Below are 14,727 nucleotides of genomic sequence, written 5' to 3' on the forward strand. Positions count from 1 at the left end.
ATGCGAGTGTGGTGGTTGAGTGCCGGTCTGGCCCTGTATTGCCTGGCTCAGAGCGCGGCGGCGGGAACACTGCTGGTTGTTGGCGATAGTATCAGCGCCGGTTTTGGCCTGGATACCCGCCAGGGTTGGGTCACCCTGTTGCAGACCCGTCTCAAGGACGAAGGTTTCGACGACAAAGTGATCAATGCGTCAATCAGTGGCGACACCAGCGCAGGTGGCCACGCGCGGCTCCCGGCGCTGCTTGCCGCGCATAAACCGGACCTGGTGGTGCTGGAGCTGGGCGGCAACGATGGCCTGCGGGGGCAGCCGCCCGCGCAATTGCAACAAAATCTTGCCTCGATGATCGGGAGCGCGCGGCAGGCCGGCGCCAAGGTGCTGCTGCTGGGCATGCGCCTGCCACCCAATTACGGCGTGCGCTATACCACCGCTTTTGCCAAGGTGTATGAGCAGCTGGCCGCGGACATGCAGGTGCCGTTGGTGCCGTTTTTCCTCGAAGGGGTAGGAGGGGTGCCCGAATTGATGCAGGCCGATGGCATCCACCCGGCCCAGGGTGCCCAGCAGCGCCTGCTGGAAAATGCCTGGCCGGCGATAAAACCCTTGCTGTGATGCTTTAAACGGGGCGGGCTTTCGGCTAATGTTGCGCCCCCCGTTTCGAGTGCACCCGATGCCGCGCCCTGCCTGGTCCCTGTATGCCTATCAACTGATCGAGCCCGACGAGCAGCTCGACCTGTTCGCCTGCCAGGAAATCCGTGTCCACCTGGTGGCCCGCCAGCTTGAGCTGGGCGTGCCGGTAGACCGTACCTTGTGCGGCGGTCTGCTGCCAGCGCAGCCGCGTTGGTCAGGGGTGCCGCGCGCGATCTACCGCGACAGCCGCCTGTGTGACTTGTGCCGTGCCATCCTCGACGCTCAACGGCGCGGCATGCGCCCGGTCTGGCCAGAGCTGCAAGCCAGCTGAACGGCACGCACCTTTCATCATCTGAAACGCTTGCATCGCGCCAATGCCTCCCGCTTGCATCGGTGCGGGTGTACAATCGATCCTCTTGACCCACCTTTCGAAGGATTTACCGGATGTTGCCGCGCTTTCCTGCCGTCACCCGTAGCCTGTCCCTGGCCGCCCTGCTGGTAGCGGGCCCCGCTGCTGCGCTGGAGCTGCCACTGCCACCGCCCGGTGAAGACATCGTCGGCCAGGTGCATGTGATCAAGGCAAAGTACGAGGACACGTTCGCCGACATCGGCACCGCCAACGACCTCGGCTACCTGGAAATGATTGCCGCTAACCCGGGTGTCGACCCTTGGCTGCCGGGCGCCGGTACCGAGATCATCCTGCCGACCCGCTACGTCCTGCCGCCGGGCCCGCGTGAAGGCATTGTCATCAACCTGGCCGAGTACCGCCTGTACTACTACCCGAAAGGGCAGAACGTGGTGCATACCTTCCCGCTGGGCATTGGCCGTGAGGGTTGGGGTTCGCCGATCGCCAACACCAAGATCACCGCCAAGACGCCGAATCCGACCTGGACGCCACCCGCTTCGATCCGCAAAGAGCACGCGGCGGACGGTGACATCCTGCCGACTGTGGTACCGGCTGGCCCTGATAACCCGCTGGGGCCGTTCAAGTTTACCTTGGGCGTGCCGGGCTACTTGATCCATGGATCGAACAAGAAGTTCGGCATTGGCATGCGTACCAGCCACGGCTGCTTCCGGATGCTCAACAACAACGTGCTGGAACTGTCGAAGATGGTGCCTGTGGGCACTCCGGTGCGCATCATCAATGAGCCTTACAAGTTCGGTATCAGCGGCGGCAAGGTCTATCTGGAGGCGCACACGCCGCTGGACGATCAGGGTAACCCTTCGGTGGTCGACAAACACACCGCAGTTATCAATGCGCTGCTCAAGCGTGAAGACTTGGCCAATAACCTGCGCATGAACTGGGACATGGTGCGTGACGTGGTGGCTGCAGAAGATGGCATGCCGGTAGAAATTGCCGTGCCGGTCGAGACCCAGGGTGGCGCGCCAATGGTGTCGAGCATTCCGCCTGAACTGCAGTAAGGTAATTGCGACACATCACGGCCCGCCTAAGTGCGGGCCTTTTCGTGAATGTCGGGCGTGTTTGCCTGGCTGGCAGGCAATAAAAAAGCCGACCCACAAGTGGGTCGGCTTCTTAACAATCCGTGAGGATTATTACTTGCGGCTGGCTTTGTCCAGCATACGCAGAGCGCGCTCGTTGGCTTCGTCAGCGGTCTGCTGAGCCTTCTGAGCGGCTGCCAGTGCGTCGTCAGCCTTACGGTAGGCTTCGTCAGCACGAGCTTGAGCGCGAGCTGCTGCGTCTTCAGTCGCAGTCAGACGAGCTTCGGTTTCTTTGGATACGCTGCTGCAACCGGTAGCCAGAACTGCGGCCAGAGCCAGAGCAGAGAATTTCAGAACGTTGTTCATCGTGTTCCCCTTCAAGGACTTTCTATTAAAGAGCCATCTCTCAGGAAAGAGAAACTGGCCGGCGTACATAGTACCCATTACTTGTAGTAAGTAAACTGACTGAGCGCAAGAACTGCAAAAAAAATGTGGCTAGACGCCGTCCCGACAAGATTTGCGACGCGCACGTGAAAAAAACGTGCACGGTTCCCAAGCTGTTGTAGTACAGGAACTTTTTTGTTGAACTAACGGTGACTTTAACTGTCTTTGGACGTCTTAAGCCCTACAACATCCGGCGGCTATTGAGCGTACAGGGAAGAGTCGCTCTCTCAGCATTTTCACCCTTTTTTAGCCACCGCCACCTTGAGCAATCCCATTCGCGGCGCCTACTATCTTGTGAGTGCCAGAGGCTTCGAACGATTACAATCGTCCAGAGGTCGAAGGGGCAACAGGTGGCGTCGAGGATTTTGCGCCGGATAAACCACCATCGGTTAAGGTATGGGTCTGCCGAGAAGACCTGCGAGGAGTAGTGATGAGCGAAGCGCTGACCATCCACCATGACCAGGCCGGTCATCAGTTCGAGACCAACGTGGACGGTCATCGTGCCTATCTTACGTACATGGATCTGGGCAAGCAGACGCTGGACATCTATCGCACCTTCGTGCCCAACGCCTTGCGGGGCCGCGGCATTGCTGCCGCACTGACCGAGCGGGCTCTGGAGTACGCTGAACAGATGGGCTACACGGTGATCCCGTCCTGCTCATATGTGGAACGCTACATGGAGCGCCAGCAGCGGCACTCGAGCAAGGCCTGACGCACCCCTAAAAAAGCGGGGCCGCTTCGCGCCCCATCGCGGCACAAGGCCGCTCCTACAGGAAATCGCATAGACCTGTGGGAGCGGCCTTGTGCCGCGATGGGGCGCGAAGCGGCCCCGCTTTTTCTACATCACTCAGCCACGCTTACGCTGCGGCAGCACATCCTTGAGCTTGGCGTGCATGCTGCGCAGGGTCTTCTCGGTCGCCGACCAGTCGATGCACGAGTCGGTAATCGAGACGCCGTACTGCAATTCGTTCAAATCTTTCGGAATCGACTGGCAGCCCCAGTTCAGGTGGCTTTCGACCATCAGGCCGATGATCGACTGGTTGCCTTCCAGAATCTGGTTGGCAACGTTCTCCATTACCAGTGGTTGCAGGGCCGGGTCCTTGTTGGAGTTGGCGTGGCTGCAATCGACCATGATGTTGGCCTTGATCTTGGCCTTGGCCAGGTCCTGCTCGCACAGGGCGACGCTGACCGAGTCGTAGTTAGGCTTGCCGTTACCGCCGCGCAGTACCACGTGGCCATACGGATTACCCTTGGTGGTGACGATCGACACGCCGCCTTCCTGGTTGATGCCGAGGAAGCGGTGTGGCTTGGACACCGACTGCAGGGCATTGATGGCAACGGTCAGGCCGCCATCAGTGCCGTTCTTGAAGCCGACCGCCGAGGACAGGCCTGAGGCCATTTCGCGGTGGGTCTGCGATTCGGTGGTGCGGGCGCCGATGGCCGACCAGCTGATCAGGTCTTGCAGGTATTGCGGGGAAATCGGGTCCAGTGCTTCGGTAGCGGTCGGCAGGCCCATTTCGGCCAGATCCAGCAGCAACTGACGGCCGATGTGCAGGCCATCCTGGATCTTGAACGAGTCATCCAGGTACGGGTCGTTGATCAGGCCTTTCCAGCCGACGGTGGTGCGCGGCTTTTCGAAGTACACACGCATGACCAGGTACAGCGTATCGGACACTTCTTCGGCCAGTACCTTCAGGCGCTCGGCGTATTCGTGGGCGGCCTTGATGTCGTGGATGGAGCAAGGGCCGACCACGACGAACAGGCGATGGTCCTTGCCGTCGAGAATATTGCGCACCACTTCACGGCCGGCAGTCACGGTCTGCAGGGCCTTGGCGCTGAGGGGGATTTCCTTCTTGAGCTGATCGGGGGTGATCAGGGTCTCGTTGGAGGCAACGTTCAAGTCATCGATCGGTAAATCAGCCATCGTGTTACTCGTCAGGTCACGGGTGCCGGCCGCCAACTATCCCCGTGCGGCCCAGCAGCAAGAATAATCGCAGCGGGGAGCCGAACCTTAGCGCGTTACGGGTGGCGCGACAATGGGCGCAAGTCCCGTCAGCGTGCTGTTTTACCTGCTCCTTTAGCGCGCTGGTGTCGATGGGCTACCTGACAGTGCGCAAGCGGTGTAAAAAGAAGGCTGATATTTCCCGGGAGGTCCGCATGCATCCGCACACACCACGCATTGGCATCATTGGCAGTGGGGCTATCGGTGGCTTCTATGGTGTGATGCTGGCTCGCGCGGGTTTCGACGTGCATTTTCTGCTGCGCAGCGAGTATCAGGTTGTACGCGAACAGGGGTTGGCGCTGGACAGTGCGGTGCACGGCAAGCTGCTGATGAAGGTGCAGGCCTATGCCAATGCCGCAGATATGCCGGCTTGCGACTGGTTACTGGTCGGTGCCAAGGCCACCAGCAATGACCAGCTGGCGCCTGTGATCGTGCAGGCTGCTGCGCCGGGCGCCAAGGTTTTACTGCTGCAAAACGGCCTGGGTGTGGAAGAGCAGCTGCGTCCGGCATTACGTGGCGACATGCACCTGCTCGGCGGCCTGTGCTTCATCTGCGTCAACCGCCACGCGCCGGGTGTAATTCGTCACCAGGCCCTGGGGGCGGTCAACCTGGGCTATCACAGTGGGCCGGCCCGTGAGGGTGGTGCCGCAGTTGTCAGGGAAGGTGCCGGGTTGTTCCAGGCGGCGGGCATCGATTCGCAGGCCATGCCGAACCTGGACTTGGCGCGCTGGCAGAAGCTTGTATGGAACGTGCCTTATAACGGCCTGTCGGTGCTGCTGGGTGAAGGCACCACCGGGCTGATGGCAAGCAGCCACAGCCGTGCCCTGATACAGGCCTTGATGGCTGAGGTGGTGCAAGGCGCTGGCGCCTGCGGGCACGTATTGCCCGAGGGCTATGCCGAGCACCTGTTCCAGATGACTGAGCGCATGCCCGACTACTGGCCAAGCATGTATCACGACTATGCCCTCATGCGCCCGTTGGAACTGCAGGCTATCTATGCTGAACCGCTGGCGCGTGCACGTGCGGCAGGCTGCAGCTTGCCACGCACCGAAACGTTGTACCAGGCACTGAGTTTTCTCGACGACAGCGATCGACCCCGCTGAGCTGGCTTTGACCCCGATGGCGCGATTTTGCGGGGCCTCCAGCCCGTGCCGGTAGCGCGCCGGACGGCAAAGCGTGTGTCCGGTGCGCTGCTAAGCTGAAGCTTGCTCTGCCGCTGCGGCAGTCGAGGAGGTCGAATGATCCGCTCCATGCTGTACGCCACCGACCTCGGTGTCTACGCCCCTTTTGTGATGCAGCACGCGCTGGCCTTGGCGCGCACGTTCAATGCCGAGCTGTATGTGATCCATGCGGTGGAGCCAATGGGGCAATTCGCCGAATCCCTGCTGCAAAGCTATCTCGATGAGCAGACGCTTGACCAGTTGCACAGCCAGGGGGTGAGCACGGTGATGGCCAACATTGAGCAGCGCGTGCTGGAGAGCTTCCGCGATGAGCTGGGCGAGGAGGCCGACCTGGCAGTGATCAAAGCGGTGCGGGTACGCCAAGGTGACCCCGCGCAGGTGATCCTTGACCAGGCGCAGCGGTTGAGCGTTGACCTGTTGATTTTCGGCAGCCACAGCGCCGGTGCCGGTGTGGATGTGCCCTTGGGGCGTACGGCGGTGCGGCTGCTGCAGCTGTCGCCGGTGCCGGTGTACATGGTGCCGTTGGCGCAGCATCTGGGGCGTAGGAAAGTGTGAAGATGGCCGTAGGCTGTTTGCGGGGGCATGTAACAAAATAGTTCTAGATTTATTTCCAGAACCACTAATATAGTTATATATCGTCGCTGCCTGCTGCCGCGGACTCATCGCTGAACCGAGGGGAACCTATGAAGCTTCAACAACTGCGCTACATCTGGGAAGTGGCGCACCATGACCTCAACGTCTCCGCGACGGCGCAGAGCCTGTATACCTCCCAGCCTGGTATCAGCAAGCAGATCCGCCTGCTCGAAGACGAACTGGGTGTTGAAGTCTTTGCTCGCAGCGGCAAGCACCTGACCCGTGTCACGCCGGCCGGTGAGCGCATCATCAATACCGCCGGCGAAATCCTGCGCAAGGTCGAGAGCATCAAGCAGATCGCCCAGGAATTCTCTAACGAGAAGAAGGGGACGCTGTCCATCGCCACCACCCACACCCAGGCGCGCTATGCCTTGCCGCCGGTGATCAGCAGTTTCATCAAGCAATACCCGGAAGTGTCGCTGCACATGCACCAGGGTTCGCCCATGCAGATTGCCGAGATGGCTGCGGACGGTACGGTCGACTTCGCCATCGCCACCGAGGCGCTGGAGCTGTTTGGCGACCTGATCATGATGCCGTGCTACAAGTGGAACCGCTGTGTTGTGGTGCCCCAGGGGCATCCGCTGGCCAAGCTGCCGAAACTCACCCTCGAAGCAGTTGCCGAATACCCGATCGTGACCTACGTGTTTGGTTTCACCGGGCGCTCGAAGCTGGACGAAGCCTTCAACCACCGTGGCCTCACGCCAAAAGTGGTGTTTACCGCGGCAGACGCCGACGTGATCAAGACCTATGTGCGGCTTGGGCTGGGCGTGGGTATCGTCGCGGGTATGGCCGTGGACGCCAAACTCGACAATGACCTGGTGGCCCTGGATGCCAGCGAGCTGTTCGAGGCCAGCATCACCAAGATCGGCTTCCGCCGTGGCACCTTCCTGCGTGGCTTCATGTGCGACTTCATCGAGAAGTTTGCCCCGCACCTGACTCGCGAAGTGATGGCCAAAGCCATTCAGTGCCATAACAAGCAAGAGCTCGAAGAGCTGTTTGCCGGTGTTGAGCTGCCGGTGCACTGATCCACGATTGCAGGGGGCTGCAAAGCAGCCCCGGCTATCTCAAGCCTTGCTGATCAGGTTGCCTGCGTGCAACCCGCATTCCTTCTGCGTTGACTCTTCCCACCACCAACGCCCTTCGCGCTCATGCTGGTTTGGCAGTACCGGGCGGGTGCATGGCTCGCAGCCGATGCTGATGAAGCCGCGCTCATGCAGGCTGTTGTATGGCAGCTCAAGCATGCGGATATAACCCCACACTTCTTCACTGCTCATCTGCGCCAGCGGGTTGAATTTGTAGAGGGTGCGCTCGGGCGTGGAGAAAGCGCTGTCGATTTCCAGTGCCGCCACCTGGCTGCGGGTGCCTGGGCTCTGGTCGCGGCGCTGGCCGGTAGCCCAGGCGCTCACGGTGGCCAACTTGCGGCGCAGCGGCTCGATCTTGCGAATACCGCAGCACTCGCCGTGGCCGTCCTTGTAGAAGCTGAACAGGCCCTTTTCCTTGACGAACGGGTCGAGTTTGGCACGGTCGGGGCTGAGCAGTTCAATCGGCAGGTTGTACTGCTCGCGCACCTGGTCGATGAACCGGTAGGTCTCCGGGTGCAGGCGGCCGGTGTCGAGGCTGAACACCTTGACCTGCTTGTTCAGCTTCCAGGCCATGTCGACCAGCACCACGTCCTCGGCGCCGCTGAAGGAAATCCACAGGTCATCACCAAAATGCTCGAAGGCGAGCTTCAGAATATCCTGTGGGGACTTGTTGGCGTAGGTCGCGGCCAGGGCGGCGACGTCGAAGGGTTGGCTCATCAGGCGGTTTCCATCTTGGCTGTGGCGCTGTGCGCTCGTAGTGAGGTGATGGTAACAAAAAAACGCGGGCTAGACGGACTCACAGGCCCTGCAAGGTCTGCATCAGCACCCGCACCTTGGCGATCGACTCTTCATATTCGGCCTGCCACTCGGAGTCGGCCACCACGGCACCGCCGCCCCAGCAACTGACCTGGCCGTCTTTGACCAGCAGGCTGCGAATGGCAATCGAGCTGTCCATCTCGCCGCGCACGTCCACATACAGCAGCGAGCCGCAGTACAGCGCCCGGCGCGCCGGCTCCAGCTCGTCGATGATCTGCATGGCGCGAATCTTCGGCGCCCCGGTGATCGAGCCGCCGGGGAAGCTGTCGCCGATCAGGTCCAGGGCATCCTTGTCGCTGGCCAACTGGCCGGTGATGCTGCTGACCAGGTGGTGGACGTTAGGGTAGCTCTCCAGGCTGAACAGCTCCGGTACCTTCACCGAACCGATCTTGCAGCTACGCCCGAGGTCGTTGCGCAGCAGGTCGACGATCATCAGGTTTTCCGAGCGGTCTTTGGGGCTGTGCAGCAGCTCTTCGGCATTGCGCTTGTCTTCAACCGGGTCGTGGGCGCGTGGGCGCGTGCCCTTGATTGGTCGGGTCTCAACCTGGCCTTGGCTGACACGGATGAAGCGCTCAGGCGAAAAGCTCAGCAACGCGCTGCCGTCGGCCAGTTGCTGGTAGCCGGAAAACGGCGTCGGGCAGGCTTGCCGCAGGGCCTGATAGGCCCTCCAGGGGTCACCTTGGCAGGGTGCGCGGAAGCGTTGGGTAAGGTTGATCTGGTAGCAATCGCCGGCCTGGATGTAGCGTTGTACCTGGTCGAAGGCGGCACGGTACTGTTCAGGCTGCAGGTCGCCGGCCATCGGCGTGAGCAGCTGGAAGTCGCCAATTGCGGTGCTGCTGGCGCTTTCGAAAAGCGTGATCAGGCGTTCACGTTCGCTGTCTGCCAGGCTTGGGTGGAACACCAGTTGACTGGTGCCATGCATATGGTCACTGACCAGTGCCCAGGCATACAGACCCAGTTGTGCGTCGGGCAGGCCAAGGTCGTCCACAGCCAGGCTGGGCAGGTGTTCCAGACGGCGGCCGAAATCGTAGCTCAGGTAGCCGATCAGGCCCCCGGCGAAGGGTAGCGCGCTGCCTTCGGGCAGTTGCGCATGGCCCAGTTGCGCCAGGCCGGCGCGCAAGCGTTGGAGGAAGGCGCGGCCTTGTTCACCGGGGTGCGCTTGAAGCTGCTGCAGCGGCCACGCGCTGAGCAGGTCGAAGCGGCCGCGTTCGGCGCCGGGGCGGGCGCTGTCGAGCAGAATCGCCCCAGGGGCCTGGCGCAGGCGGGCGAAATACGCGGCAGGGTCGGGCTGGTAGGGCAGGGGGTAAAGCGTACAGGTCGGCATCAGTGTGGACGGCGATGTAAAAGCGAGGAGGGCGATTGTAGACCTGTGCAGGAAAAGCGCCTAGCACTGGGCGCGACATTCAACAGAGGGTTTGGCCCATTCGCAGCACAAGGCTGCTCCTACAGGTGAAACGCAGCCCTGGAAACCTGCGCAGTAACTGTAGGAGCAGCCTTGTGCTGCGAAAGGGCTGCCAGGCAGCCCCGGCACTTCAGCGGTTAGGCACGTGCCCGAACAAACCCTGAGCTACCCGAACCCGCTGTTCGGCATCTTCGGTGATGCCGTCCTTGGCCAGTGCTTCGATGTGCGCCTCGATGGCATGTGTGCGCTGGGTCAGGCCGCAGTCGTTGGCAATCTGGATGTTCAGGCCCGGACGGGCGTTGAGCTCAAGAATCAGTGGGCCCTTCTCCTGGTCCAGTACCATGTCCACACCGATGTAACCCAGCCCGCACAGTTCATAGCAGCCGGCGGCCAGTTTCATGAAACCGTCCCAGTTCGGCAACTGCACGCCGTCCACTGCGTTGGTGGTATCCGGGTGCTTGCTGATGATGTTGTTCAGCCAGGTACCGCGCAGGGTTACGCCGGTGGCCAGGTCAACGCCTACGCCGATGGCGCCCTGGTGCAGGTTGGCCTTGCCGCCGGACTGGCGGGTCGGCAGGCGCAGCATGGCCATTACCGGATAACCCATCAGTACAATGATGCGAATGTCCGGCACACCTTCGTAACTGATGCTTTTGAAGATCTGGTCGGGGGTAACCCGGTACTCGATCAGCGCCCGGTCGCGGTGCCCGCCCAGCGAGTACAGGCCAGTGAGGATGCTCGAAATCTGGTGCTCGATTTCCTCATGGCTGATGATCTTGCCCGATACCGTGCGGTAGCGGTCCTCGAAGCGGTCGGCGATCACCAGGATGCCATCACCGCCGGCGCCTTGCGCCGGCTTGATGACGAAATCACTGCGCCCGCCAATGATCTGGTCGAGCTTCTCGATTTCTTTCTCGGTTTCGATGATGCCGTACATTTCCGGCACATGGATGCCGGCCGCCAGGGCGCGCTCCTTGGTGATGATCTTGTCGTCGACGATCGGGTACAGGCTGCGCTTGTTGTACTTCAACACGTAGTCCGCGTTGCGCCGGTTGATACCCATGATGCCCCGGGCCTCCAGGGCTTTCCACGTCTTGATCAGGCCAAACATCAGGCGTCAGCCTTCTTCAGGAATGCCTTGAAGCGGAGAAGTTCGGTCAGGCGGTAGCCACGATAGCGGCCCATCGCCAGCATGAAGCCCACCAGGATCAGCAGCACGGCCGGGAACGTGAACACGAAGTACACCAGCTCGGGCACCATCATCAGCAGGTGCGCCACCGAGGCGGCAAACAGGGTGCCAATGGCCACTTTCATGGCATGGCCACCGCCACGCTCTTCCCAGGTGATCGACAGGCGCTCGATGGTCATGGTCAGGATCACCATCGGGAACAGCGCCACCGACAGCCCGCGCTCAAGGCCGAGCTTGTGGCTGAACAGGCTGATGGCTGCGATCAGCACCACGACGAAGGTCAGCACCACCGACAGGCGTGGCAGCATTTGCAGCTTGAGGTGTTCAAGGTACGAGCGTAGCGACAGGCCAAGGGCGGTAATCACCGTGAACAGCACGATGCCGAAGCCTAGCTGCGTTTCGCGGAACGCCAGGGCGATCAGCACCGGGGTGAAGGTACCCAGGGTCTGCAGGCCGACCAGGTTGCGCAGGACCAGAATCACCAGCACGCCGATCGGGATCATTACCATGATCATGAAGGTTTGCTGGGTCTGCAACGGCAGGCCGTACAGCGAATACTCGAGGAAGTCGGCGTCGGTGTTCTCGTCGGTCAGCTTGGCCAGGCGGATGGCGTTCATCTCGCTGTTGTTCATGCTGAAGGTAACGTTGGCCTTCTTGCCGCCATCGACGGTGATCAGGTTGTCGTCACCGGTCCACCACAGCAGGCGATCGTTGGGCAGGCCTTGTTCACCGGTGTCGGGGTTGAAGTACAGCCAGTCGTTACCGTTGAAGCTGCGCAGCCATAGCTCCGGGGTTTGCGGGGTGTCAGCCACCAGGCGGATGGTGTGCACCTTTTCCATCGGCACGTGGGCAATCGACAACAGCAGGTCGATGACCTGAGCTTTCTTCATCGGTGAGGTGTCGCCGGCCAGCAGCAGCTTGACGTTGTCGTCGTTGAGGTTGTTGACACGCTTGATGGTCTCGCTGACGAAGGTCTCGACGTCGGCGGAGTGCTGGCGAATCGGCGCCATCAGGGCTTCGGCGGCGATCTTCTCGGGGCCTTCGATAGCCAGGCTGTCCCGGAAGGTCGGGCCTTTGACCGTGGTCTTTTCGTTGCTGTAGCGCTTGGTAAGCACCAGGCGGTAGTAGAGGGTCTGGTTGCCGCTGGCGCGACGGGCCGACCAGGTGACCTTGCGGTTGCCGTCGGCGCGGTTGACGCTCACCCCGTAATTGTTGGAGATGAAGCTCTCGTTGAGGCTCACGTAGTCGCGGTTCAGTGGTGGCACGAACATCTGCACCTTGACCGGGTCCTTGGTGCTGGCCACAAACTCGACCTTGGCGTCGATGTTCCACAGGTCGTCGGTTTCGTCTTCGGTCACCGGAATGCCGAGGAAGAAGATCTGATAGGCCGTGACCGCCACGCCCAGTAGCACCAGTACGGTGATCAGGACTTTCAGATGGAGGGTAAGAGAGCGCATCGGGATTACTCTGCTTTGGGAGCGTCGGTGGCACAGGCAGGTTTGCCGGCCGCATATTTAAGGCTTGGGTCGACCAGCGCGTCGAAGTGCTTGAGCGCCTCGGAGCCGATCAGCAGCGGGAACTGGAAGGCGCTGCGGTCGGTGAGGTTGACTTCGATGGTGCGCATGGCCTGGCCCATGCAGATTTCAAGTTCGATGACCGGGCGTGCCGTGTAGGCCTTGCCCGATTCGGCATCATAGTCGCCGGCCCGGCGCTTGATCTTGCTCACGCGTGCCAGCGGACGCTCGATCGGGTGCGAATGGGCAGCATCGATGGCCAGGTAGAAGCGCACCCAGCTTTCGCCGTTGCGCTTGAAGCGCTTGATGTCACGGGCGCTGAGCGAGGCGGTCTTGGCACCGGTGTCGAGCTTGGCAGCCACTTCCAGGTCCAGGTCGCCCAGCCGTGCATATTCGTTCAGGCCATAGACGGTCTTGCCCGCAGCTTGGCCAAGGGCCGGCAGCAGGGTGAGGCATAGCAGCAATAAAACGGGTGTAAGTCTCATAATCCTGGCGCGGTGCAGTGCAAGGTTCTAGGCAAGGTTCTGGTCAAGGCGACTGGCAACGACTGCGCAACCTTCCTCTTGTATCTGTCAACAAGCATGAATGTATGACAGACAGGCTATCCATACCCCAACGGAGGCGCGGCATTCTATCACGCCGACGTCTTGACGCCAGCGGTGCGCGATCTGACATCACCTGGGCGGGGTTAGTTCGTTCTTAGACGATTGTCGACAATATTCATTTTTTCTTTGACTGGGTCGCTTTAGTTCGCTAATTTCTGGCGAATAGATTTTCAAGGTGTCGACAATATGCAGGACCTTTCCACCCCCAGCCCGGTGCTGACAGACGAAACGGAAACCTTGTCTGAAAACGTCTTCAGGCGCATTCAGGCGGCCATCGTCAAGGGCGAAATCGCCCCCGGCAGCAAGATTTCCGAGCCGGAGCTGGCGCGCACCTACGGCATCAGCCGCGGGCCGCTGCGCGAGGCCATCCACCGCCTGGAGGGCCAGCGCCTGTTAGTGCGCGTGCCGCATGTTGGGGCGCGCGTGGTGTCGTTGAACCACGCCGAGCTGATCGAGCTCTACGAAATTCGCGAGTCGCTGGAAGGCATGGCCTGCCGCCTGGCTGCCGAGCGCATGAGCCAAGGCGACATCGACGAACTGCGCCGGGTGCTCGATACCCATGAGCGCGATGCTGCGTTTCAGGCCGGCCTGGGTTACTACCAGCAGGAAGGCGACTACGACTTCCATTACCGGATCATCCAGGGCAGCGGCAACCAGACCTTGGTCAAGATGCTGTGCGGCGAACTGTACCAATTGGTGCGCATGTATCGCATCCAGTTCTCTGCCACGCCCAATCGGCCACGCCAGGCGTTTGCCGAACACCACCGCATACTCGATGCCATCGCCGACCGTGACGGCGAGCTGGCCGAACTCCTGATGCGCCGCCACATCGGCGCGTCCAAGCGCAACATCGAGCGTCACTATCTGGACGCCCACAACAACAGCCCACGAGGTGAGAAATGACTGTGAAGAGCACCCCCGGTCAGCGTTTTCGCGATGCCGTTGCCGCCGAGCATCCACTGCAGGTGGTTGGCGCCATCAACGCCAACCATGCGCTGCTGGCCAAGCGCGCCGGCTTCAAGGCCATCTACCTGTCCGGTGGCGGTGTGGCCGCAGGCTCGCTGGGCCTGCCGGACCTGGGCATCACCGGCCTGGACGACGTGCTCACCGATGTGCGCCGGATTACCGACGTGTGCGACGTGCCGTTGCTGGTGGATGTCGACACCGGCTTCGGTGCGTCAGCCTTCAACGTCGCCCGCACCGTGCGCTCGATGAGCAAGTTCGGCGCTGCCGCCATCCATATCGAGGACCAGGTTGGCGCCAAACGCTGTGGCCACCGCCCGAACAAGGAAATCGTCAGCCAGCAGGAAATGGTCGACCGCATCAAGGCGGCCGTCGATGCCCGCAGCGACGACAGCTTCGTGATCATGGCGCGTACCGATGCCCTGGCCGTCGAAGGCCTGAACGCAGCCCTTGATCGCGCCGAGGCGTGCATCGAGGCTGGCGCCGACATGATCTTCCCGGAGGCCATCACCGAGTTGCAGATGTACAAGACGTTCGCTGATCGGGTGAAGGCACCGATTCTGGCCAATATCACCGAATTCGGCGCCACGCCGCTGTATACCACCGAAGAGCTGGCCTCGGTCGACGTGTCTCTGGTGCTGTACCCGCTGTCGGCGTTCCGAGCCATGAACAAGGCGGCCGAGAACGTATACACCGCGCTGCGCCGCGACGGCACCCAGAAAAATGTGATTGACACCATGCAGACCCGCATGGAGCTCTACGATGCCATTGGTTATCACGCCTTCGAGCAGAGCCTCGACGCGCTGTTTGCCCAGAAAAAGGGCTGAGCAAC

General features: G+C 61.3%; 16 protein-coding genes. 9 read left to right on the forward strand and 7 right to left on the reverse strand.

All coding sequences use genetic code 11. The features are described 5' to 3' along the window. The 3 genes from OZ911_RS09760 (at position 1) to OZ911_RS09770 (ending at position 2,046) form a co-directional block, all read left to right on the forward strand. Positions 1–606 (forward strand): arylesterase, encoded by a 606-nt coding sequence (locus tag OZ911_RS09760; RefSeq protein ID WP_023049048.1) that lies wholly within the window; start codon positions 1–3, stop codon positions 604–606. A gap of 58 nt (positions 607–664) precedes the next feature. Then, positions 665–955 (forward strand): hypothetical protein, encoded by a 291-nt coding sequence (locus tag OZ911_RS09765; protein WP_016485900.1) that lies wholly within the window; start codon positions 665–667, stop codon positions 953–955. A gap of 113 nt (positions 956–1,068) precedes the next feature. Beyond that, on the forward strand, positions 1,069–2,046 hold the full coding sequence (locus OZ911_RS09770; RefSeq protein WP_016485901.1) for a L,D-transpeptidase family protein: 978 nt from the start codon (positions 1,069–1,071) through the stop codon (positions 2,044–2,046). A 132-nt stretch (positions 2,047–2,178) separates the two neighbouring features. On the opposite strand, the gene oprI is transcribed toward OZ911_RS09770, so the two are convergent. Further along, the gene (gene oprI, locus OZ911_RS09775) at positions 2,179–2,430 is read right to left on the reverse strand and encodes an outer membrane lipoprotein OprI (RefSeq protein ID WP_003259780.1); all 252 of its coding nucleotides are present in this window, start codon (positions 2,428–2,430) and stop codon (positions 2,179–2,181) included. A gap of 508 nt (positions 2,431–2,938) precedes the next feature. Between oprI and OZ911_RS09780 the strand changes: the two genes are divergently transcribed. Continuing rightward, entirely contained in the window at positions 2,939–3,220 is a 282-nt protein-coding gene (locus OZ911_RS09780) for a GNAT family N-acetyltransferase (RefSeq protein ID WP_003250290.1), read from the forward strand. A gap of 135 nt (positions 3,221–3,355) precedes the next feature. Here OZ911_RS09780 and OZ911_RS09785 read toward each other — a convergent pair whose 3' ends face one another. Further along, positions 3,356–4,432, reverse strand: coding sequence for a 3-deoxy-7-phosphoheptulonate synthase (locus OZ911_RS09785; RefSeq protein WP_016485902.1), 1,077 nt, complete (start codon positions 4,430–4,432; stop codon positions 3,356–3,358). A gap of 233 nt (positions 4,433–4,665) precedes the next feature. Between OZ911_RS09785 and OZ911_RS09790 the strand changes: the two genes are divergently transcribed. The 3 genes from OZ911_RS09790 to cysB all read left to right on the forward strand — a co-directional run bounded on the left by OZ911_RS09790 (position 4,666) and on the right by cysB (position 7,349). After that, positions 4,666–5,613, forward strand: coding sequence for a putative 2-dehydropantoate 2-reductase (locus OZ911_RS09790; protein WP_070086794.1), 948 nt, complete (start codon positions 4,666–4,668; stop codon positions 5,611–5,613). A gap of 135 nt (positions 5,614–5,748) precedes the next feature. After that, on the forward strand, positions 5,749–6,246 hold the full coding sequence (locus OZ911_RS09795) for a universal stress protein (RefSeq protein ID WP_016485904.1): 498 nt from the start codon (positions 5,749–5,751) through the stop codon (positions 6,244–6,246). Between the two features lie 128 nt (positions 6,247–6,374). Then, positions 6,375–7,349 carry an HTH-type transcriptional regulator CysB gene (cysB, locus tag OZ911_RS09800; protein WP_016485905.1) on the forward strand — a complete coding sequence of 325 codons (975 nt, stop codon included), beginning with the start codon at positions 6,375–6,377 and terminating at the stop codon, positions 7,347–7,349. Between the two features lie 39 nt (positions 7,350–7,388). On the opposite strand, the gene OZ911_RS09805 is transcribed toward cysB, so the two are convergent. From OZ911_RS09805 to rloA, 5 genes are all read right to left on the reverse strand, one after another. Then, a complete protein-coding gene (locus tag OZ911_RS09805) occupies positions 7,389–8,123 on the reverse strand; it encodes a phosphoadenylyl-sulfate reductase (protein ID WP_016500538.1) in 735 nt (244 codons plus the stop codon). Positions 8,124–8,202: 79 nt separating this feature from the next. Continuing rightward, positions 8,203–9,546 carry an aminodeoxychorismate synthase component I gene (gene pabB / locus OZ911_RS09810; RefSeq protein WP_070086793.1) on the reverse strand — a complete coding sequence of 448 codons (1,344 nt, stop codon included), beginning with the start codon at positions 9,544–9,546 and terminating at the stop codon, positions 8,203–8,205. Positions 9,547–9,754: 208 nt separating this feature from the next. After that, positions 9,755–10,735 (reverse strand): alpha-L-glutamate ligase-like protein, encoded by a 981-nt coding sequence (locus tag OZ911_RS09815; RefSeq protein WP_023048389.1) that lies wholly within the window; start codon positions 10,733–10,735, stop codon positions 9,755–9,757. Further along, positions 10,735–12,270 (reverse strand): osmotic stress tolerance membrane protein RloB, encoded by a 1,536-nt coding sequence (rloB, locus tag OZ911_RS09820; protein WP_016485909.1) that lies wholly within the window; start codon positions 12,268–12,270, stop codon positions 10,735–10,737. Before rloB ends, OZ911_RS09815 begins: the two co-directional genes overlap by 1 nt. 5 nt (positions 12,271–12,275) lie before the next feature. After that, complete coding sequence (gene rloA / locus OZ911_RS09825) at positions 12,276–12,812, reverse strand: retropepsin-like aspartic peptidase RloA (protein ID WP_016485910.1); 537 nt, start codon at positions 12,810–12,812, stop codon at positions 12,276–12,278. Between the two features lie 306 nt (positions 12,813–13,118). On the opposite strand from rloA, the gene OZ911_RS09830 reads away from it, so the two are divergent. Both OZ911_RS09830 and prpB read left to right on the forward strand, forming a co-directional pair. After that, positions 13,119–13,835 (forward strand): GntR family transcriptional regulator, encoded by a 717-nt coding sequence (locus OZ911_RS09830; RefSeq protein ID WP_016485911.1) that lies wholly within the window; start codon positions 13,119–13,121, stop codon positions 13,833–13,835. After that, a complete protein-coding gene (gene prpB / locus OZ911_RS09835) occupies positions 13,832–14,722 on the forward strand; it encodes a methylisocitrate lyase (RefSeq protein WP_016485912.1) in 891 nt (296 codons plus the stop codon). Before OZ911_RS09830 ends, prpB begins: the two co-directional genes overlap by 4 nt. Positions 14,723–14,727: the final 5 nt, after the last annotated feature.

This window comes from Pseudomonas fortuita (assembly GCF_026898135.2).
Lineage (GTDB): Bacteria > Pseudomonadota > Gammaproteobacteria > Pseudomonadales > Pseudomonadaceae > Aquipseudomonas > Aquipseudomonas fortuita.

What these genes read in the sequence shown, in the direction of transcription:
- OZ911_RS09790 (WP_070086794.1), top strand. Translation starts at nt 4,666, where the DNA reads ATGCATCCGCACACACCACGCATTGGCATCATTGGCAGTGGGGCTATC.
- OZ911_RS09795 (WP_016485904.1), top strand. Translation starts at nt 5,749, where the DNA reads ATGATCCGCTCCATGCTGTACGCCACCGACCTCGGTGTCTACGCCCCT.
- OZ911_RS09785 (WP_016485902.1), bottom strand. Translation starts at nt 4,432, where the DNA reads ATGGCTGATTTACCGATCGATGACTTGAACGTTGCCTCCAACGAGACC.
- OZ911_RS09770 (WP_016485901.1), top strand. Translation starts at nt 1,069, where the DNA reads ATGTTGCCGCGCTTTCCTGCCGTCACCCGTAGCCTGTCCCTGGCCGCC.
- oprI (WP_003259780.1), bottom strand. Translation starts at nt 2,430, where the DNA reads ATGAACAACGTTCTGAAATTCTCTGCTCTGGCTCTGGCCGCAGTTCTG.
- pabB (WP_070086793.1), bottom strand. Translation starts at nt 9,546, where the DNA reads ATGCCGACCTGTACGCTTTACCCCCTGCCCTACCAGCCCGACCCTGCC.
- rloB (WP_016485909.1), bottom strand. Translation starts at nt 12,270, where the DNA reads ATGCGCTCTCTTACCCTCCATCTGAAAGTCCTGATCACCGTACTGGTG.
- OZ911_RS09780 (WP_003250290.1), top strand. Translation starts at nt 2,939, where the DNA reads ATGAGCGAAGCGCTGACCATCCACCATGACCAGGCCGGTCATCAGTTC.
- OZ911_RS09830 (WP_016485911.1), top strand. Translation starts at nt 13,119, where the DNA reads ATGCAGGACCTTTCCACCCCCAGCCCGGTGCTGACAGACGAAACGGAA.
- rloA (WP_016485910.1), bottom strand. Translation starts at nt 12,812, where the DNA reads ATGAGACTTACACCCGTTTTATTGCTGCTATGCCTCACCCTGCTGCCG.
- OZ911_RS09805 (WP_016500538.1), bottom strand. Translation starts at nt 8,123, where the DNA reads ATGAGCCAACCCTTCGACGTCGCCGCCCTGGCCGCGACCTACGCCAAC.
- cysB (WP_016485905.1), top strand. Translation starts at nt 6,375, where the DNA reads ATGAAGCTTCAACAACTGCGCTACATCTGGGAAGTGGCGCACCATGAC.
- OZ911_RS09765 (WP_016485900.1), top strand. Translation starts at nt 665, where the DNA reads ATGCCGCGCCCTGCCTGGTCCCTGTATGCCTATCAACTGATCGAGCCC.
- OZ911_RS09815 (WP_023048389.1), bottom strand. Translation starts at nt 10,735, where the DNA reads ATGTTTGGCCTGATCAAGACGTGGAAAGCCCTGGAGGCCCGGGGCATC.
- OZ911_RS09760 (WP_023049048.1), top strand. Translation starts at nt 1, where the DNA reads ATGCGAGTGTGGTGGTTGAGTGCCGGTCTGGCCCTGTATTGCCTGGCT.
- prpB (WP_016485912.1), top strand. Translation starts at nt 13,832, where the DNA reads ATGACTGTGAAGAGCACCCCCGGTCAGCGTTTTCGCGATGCCGTTGCC.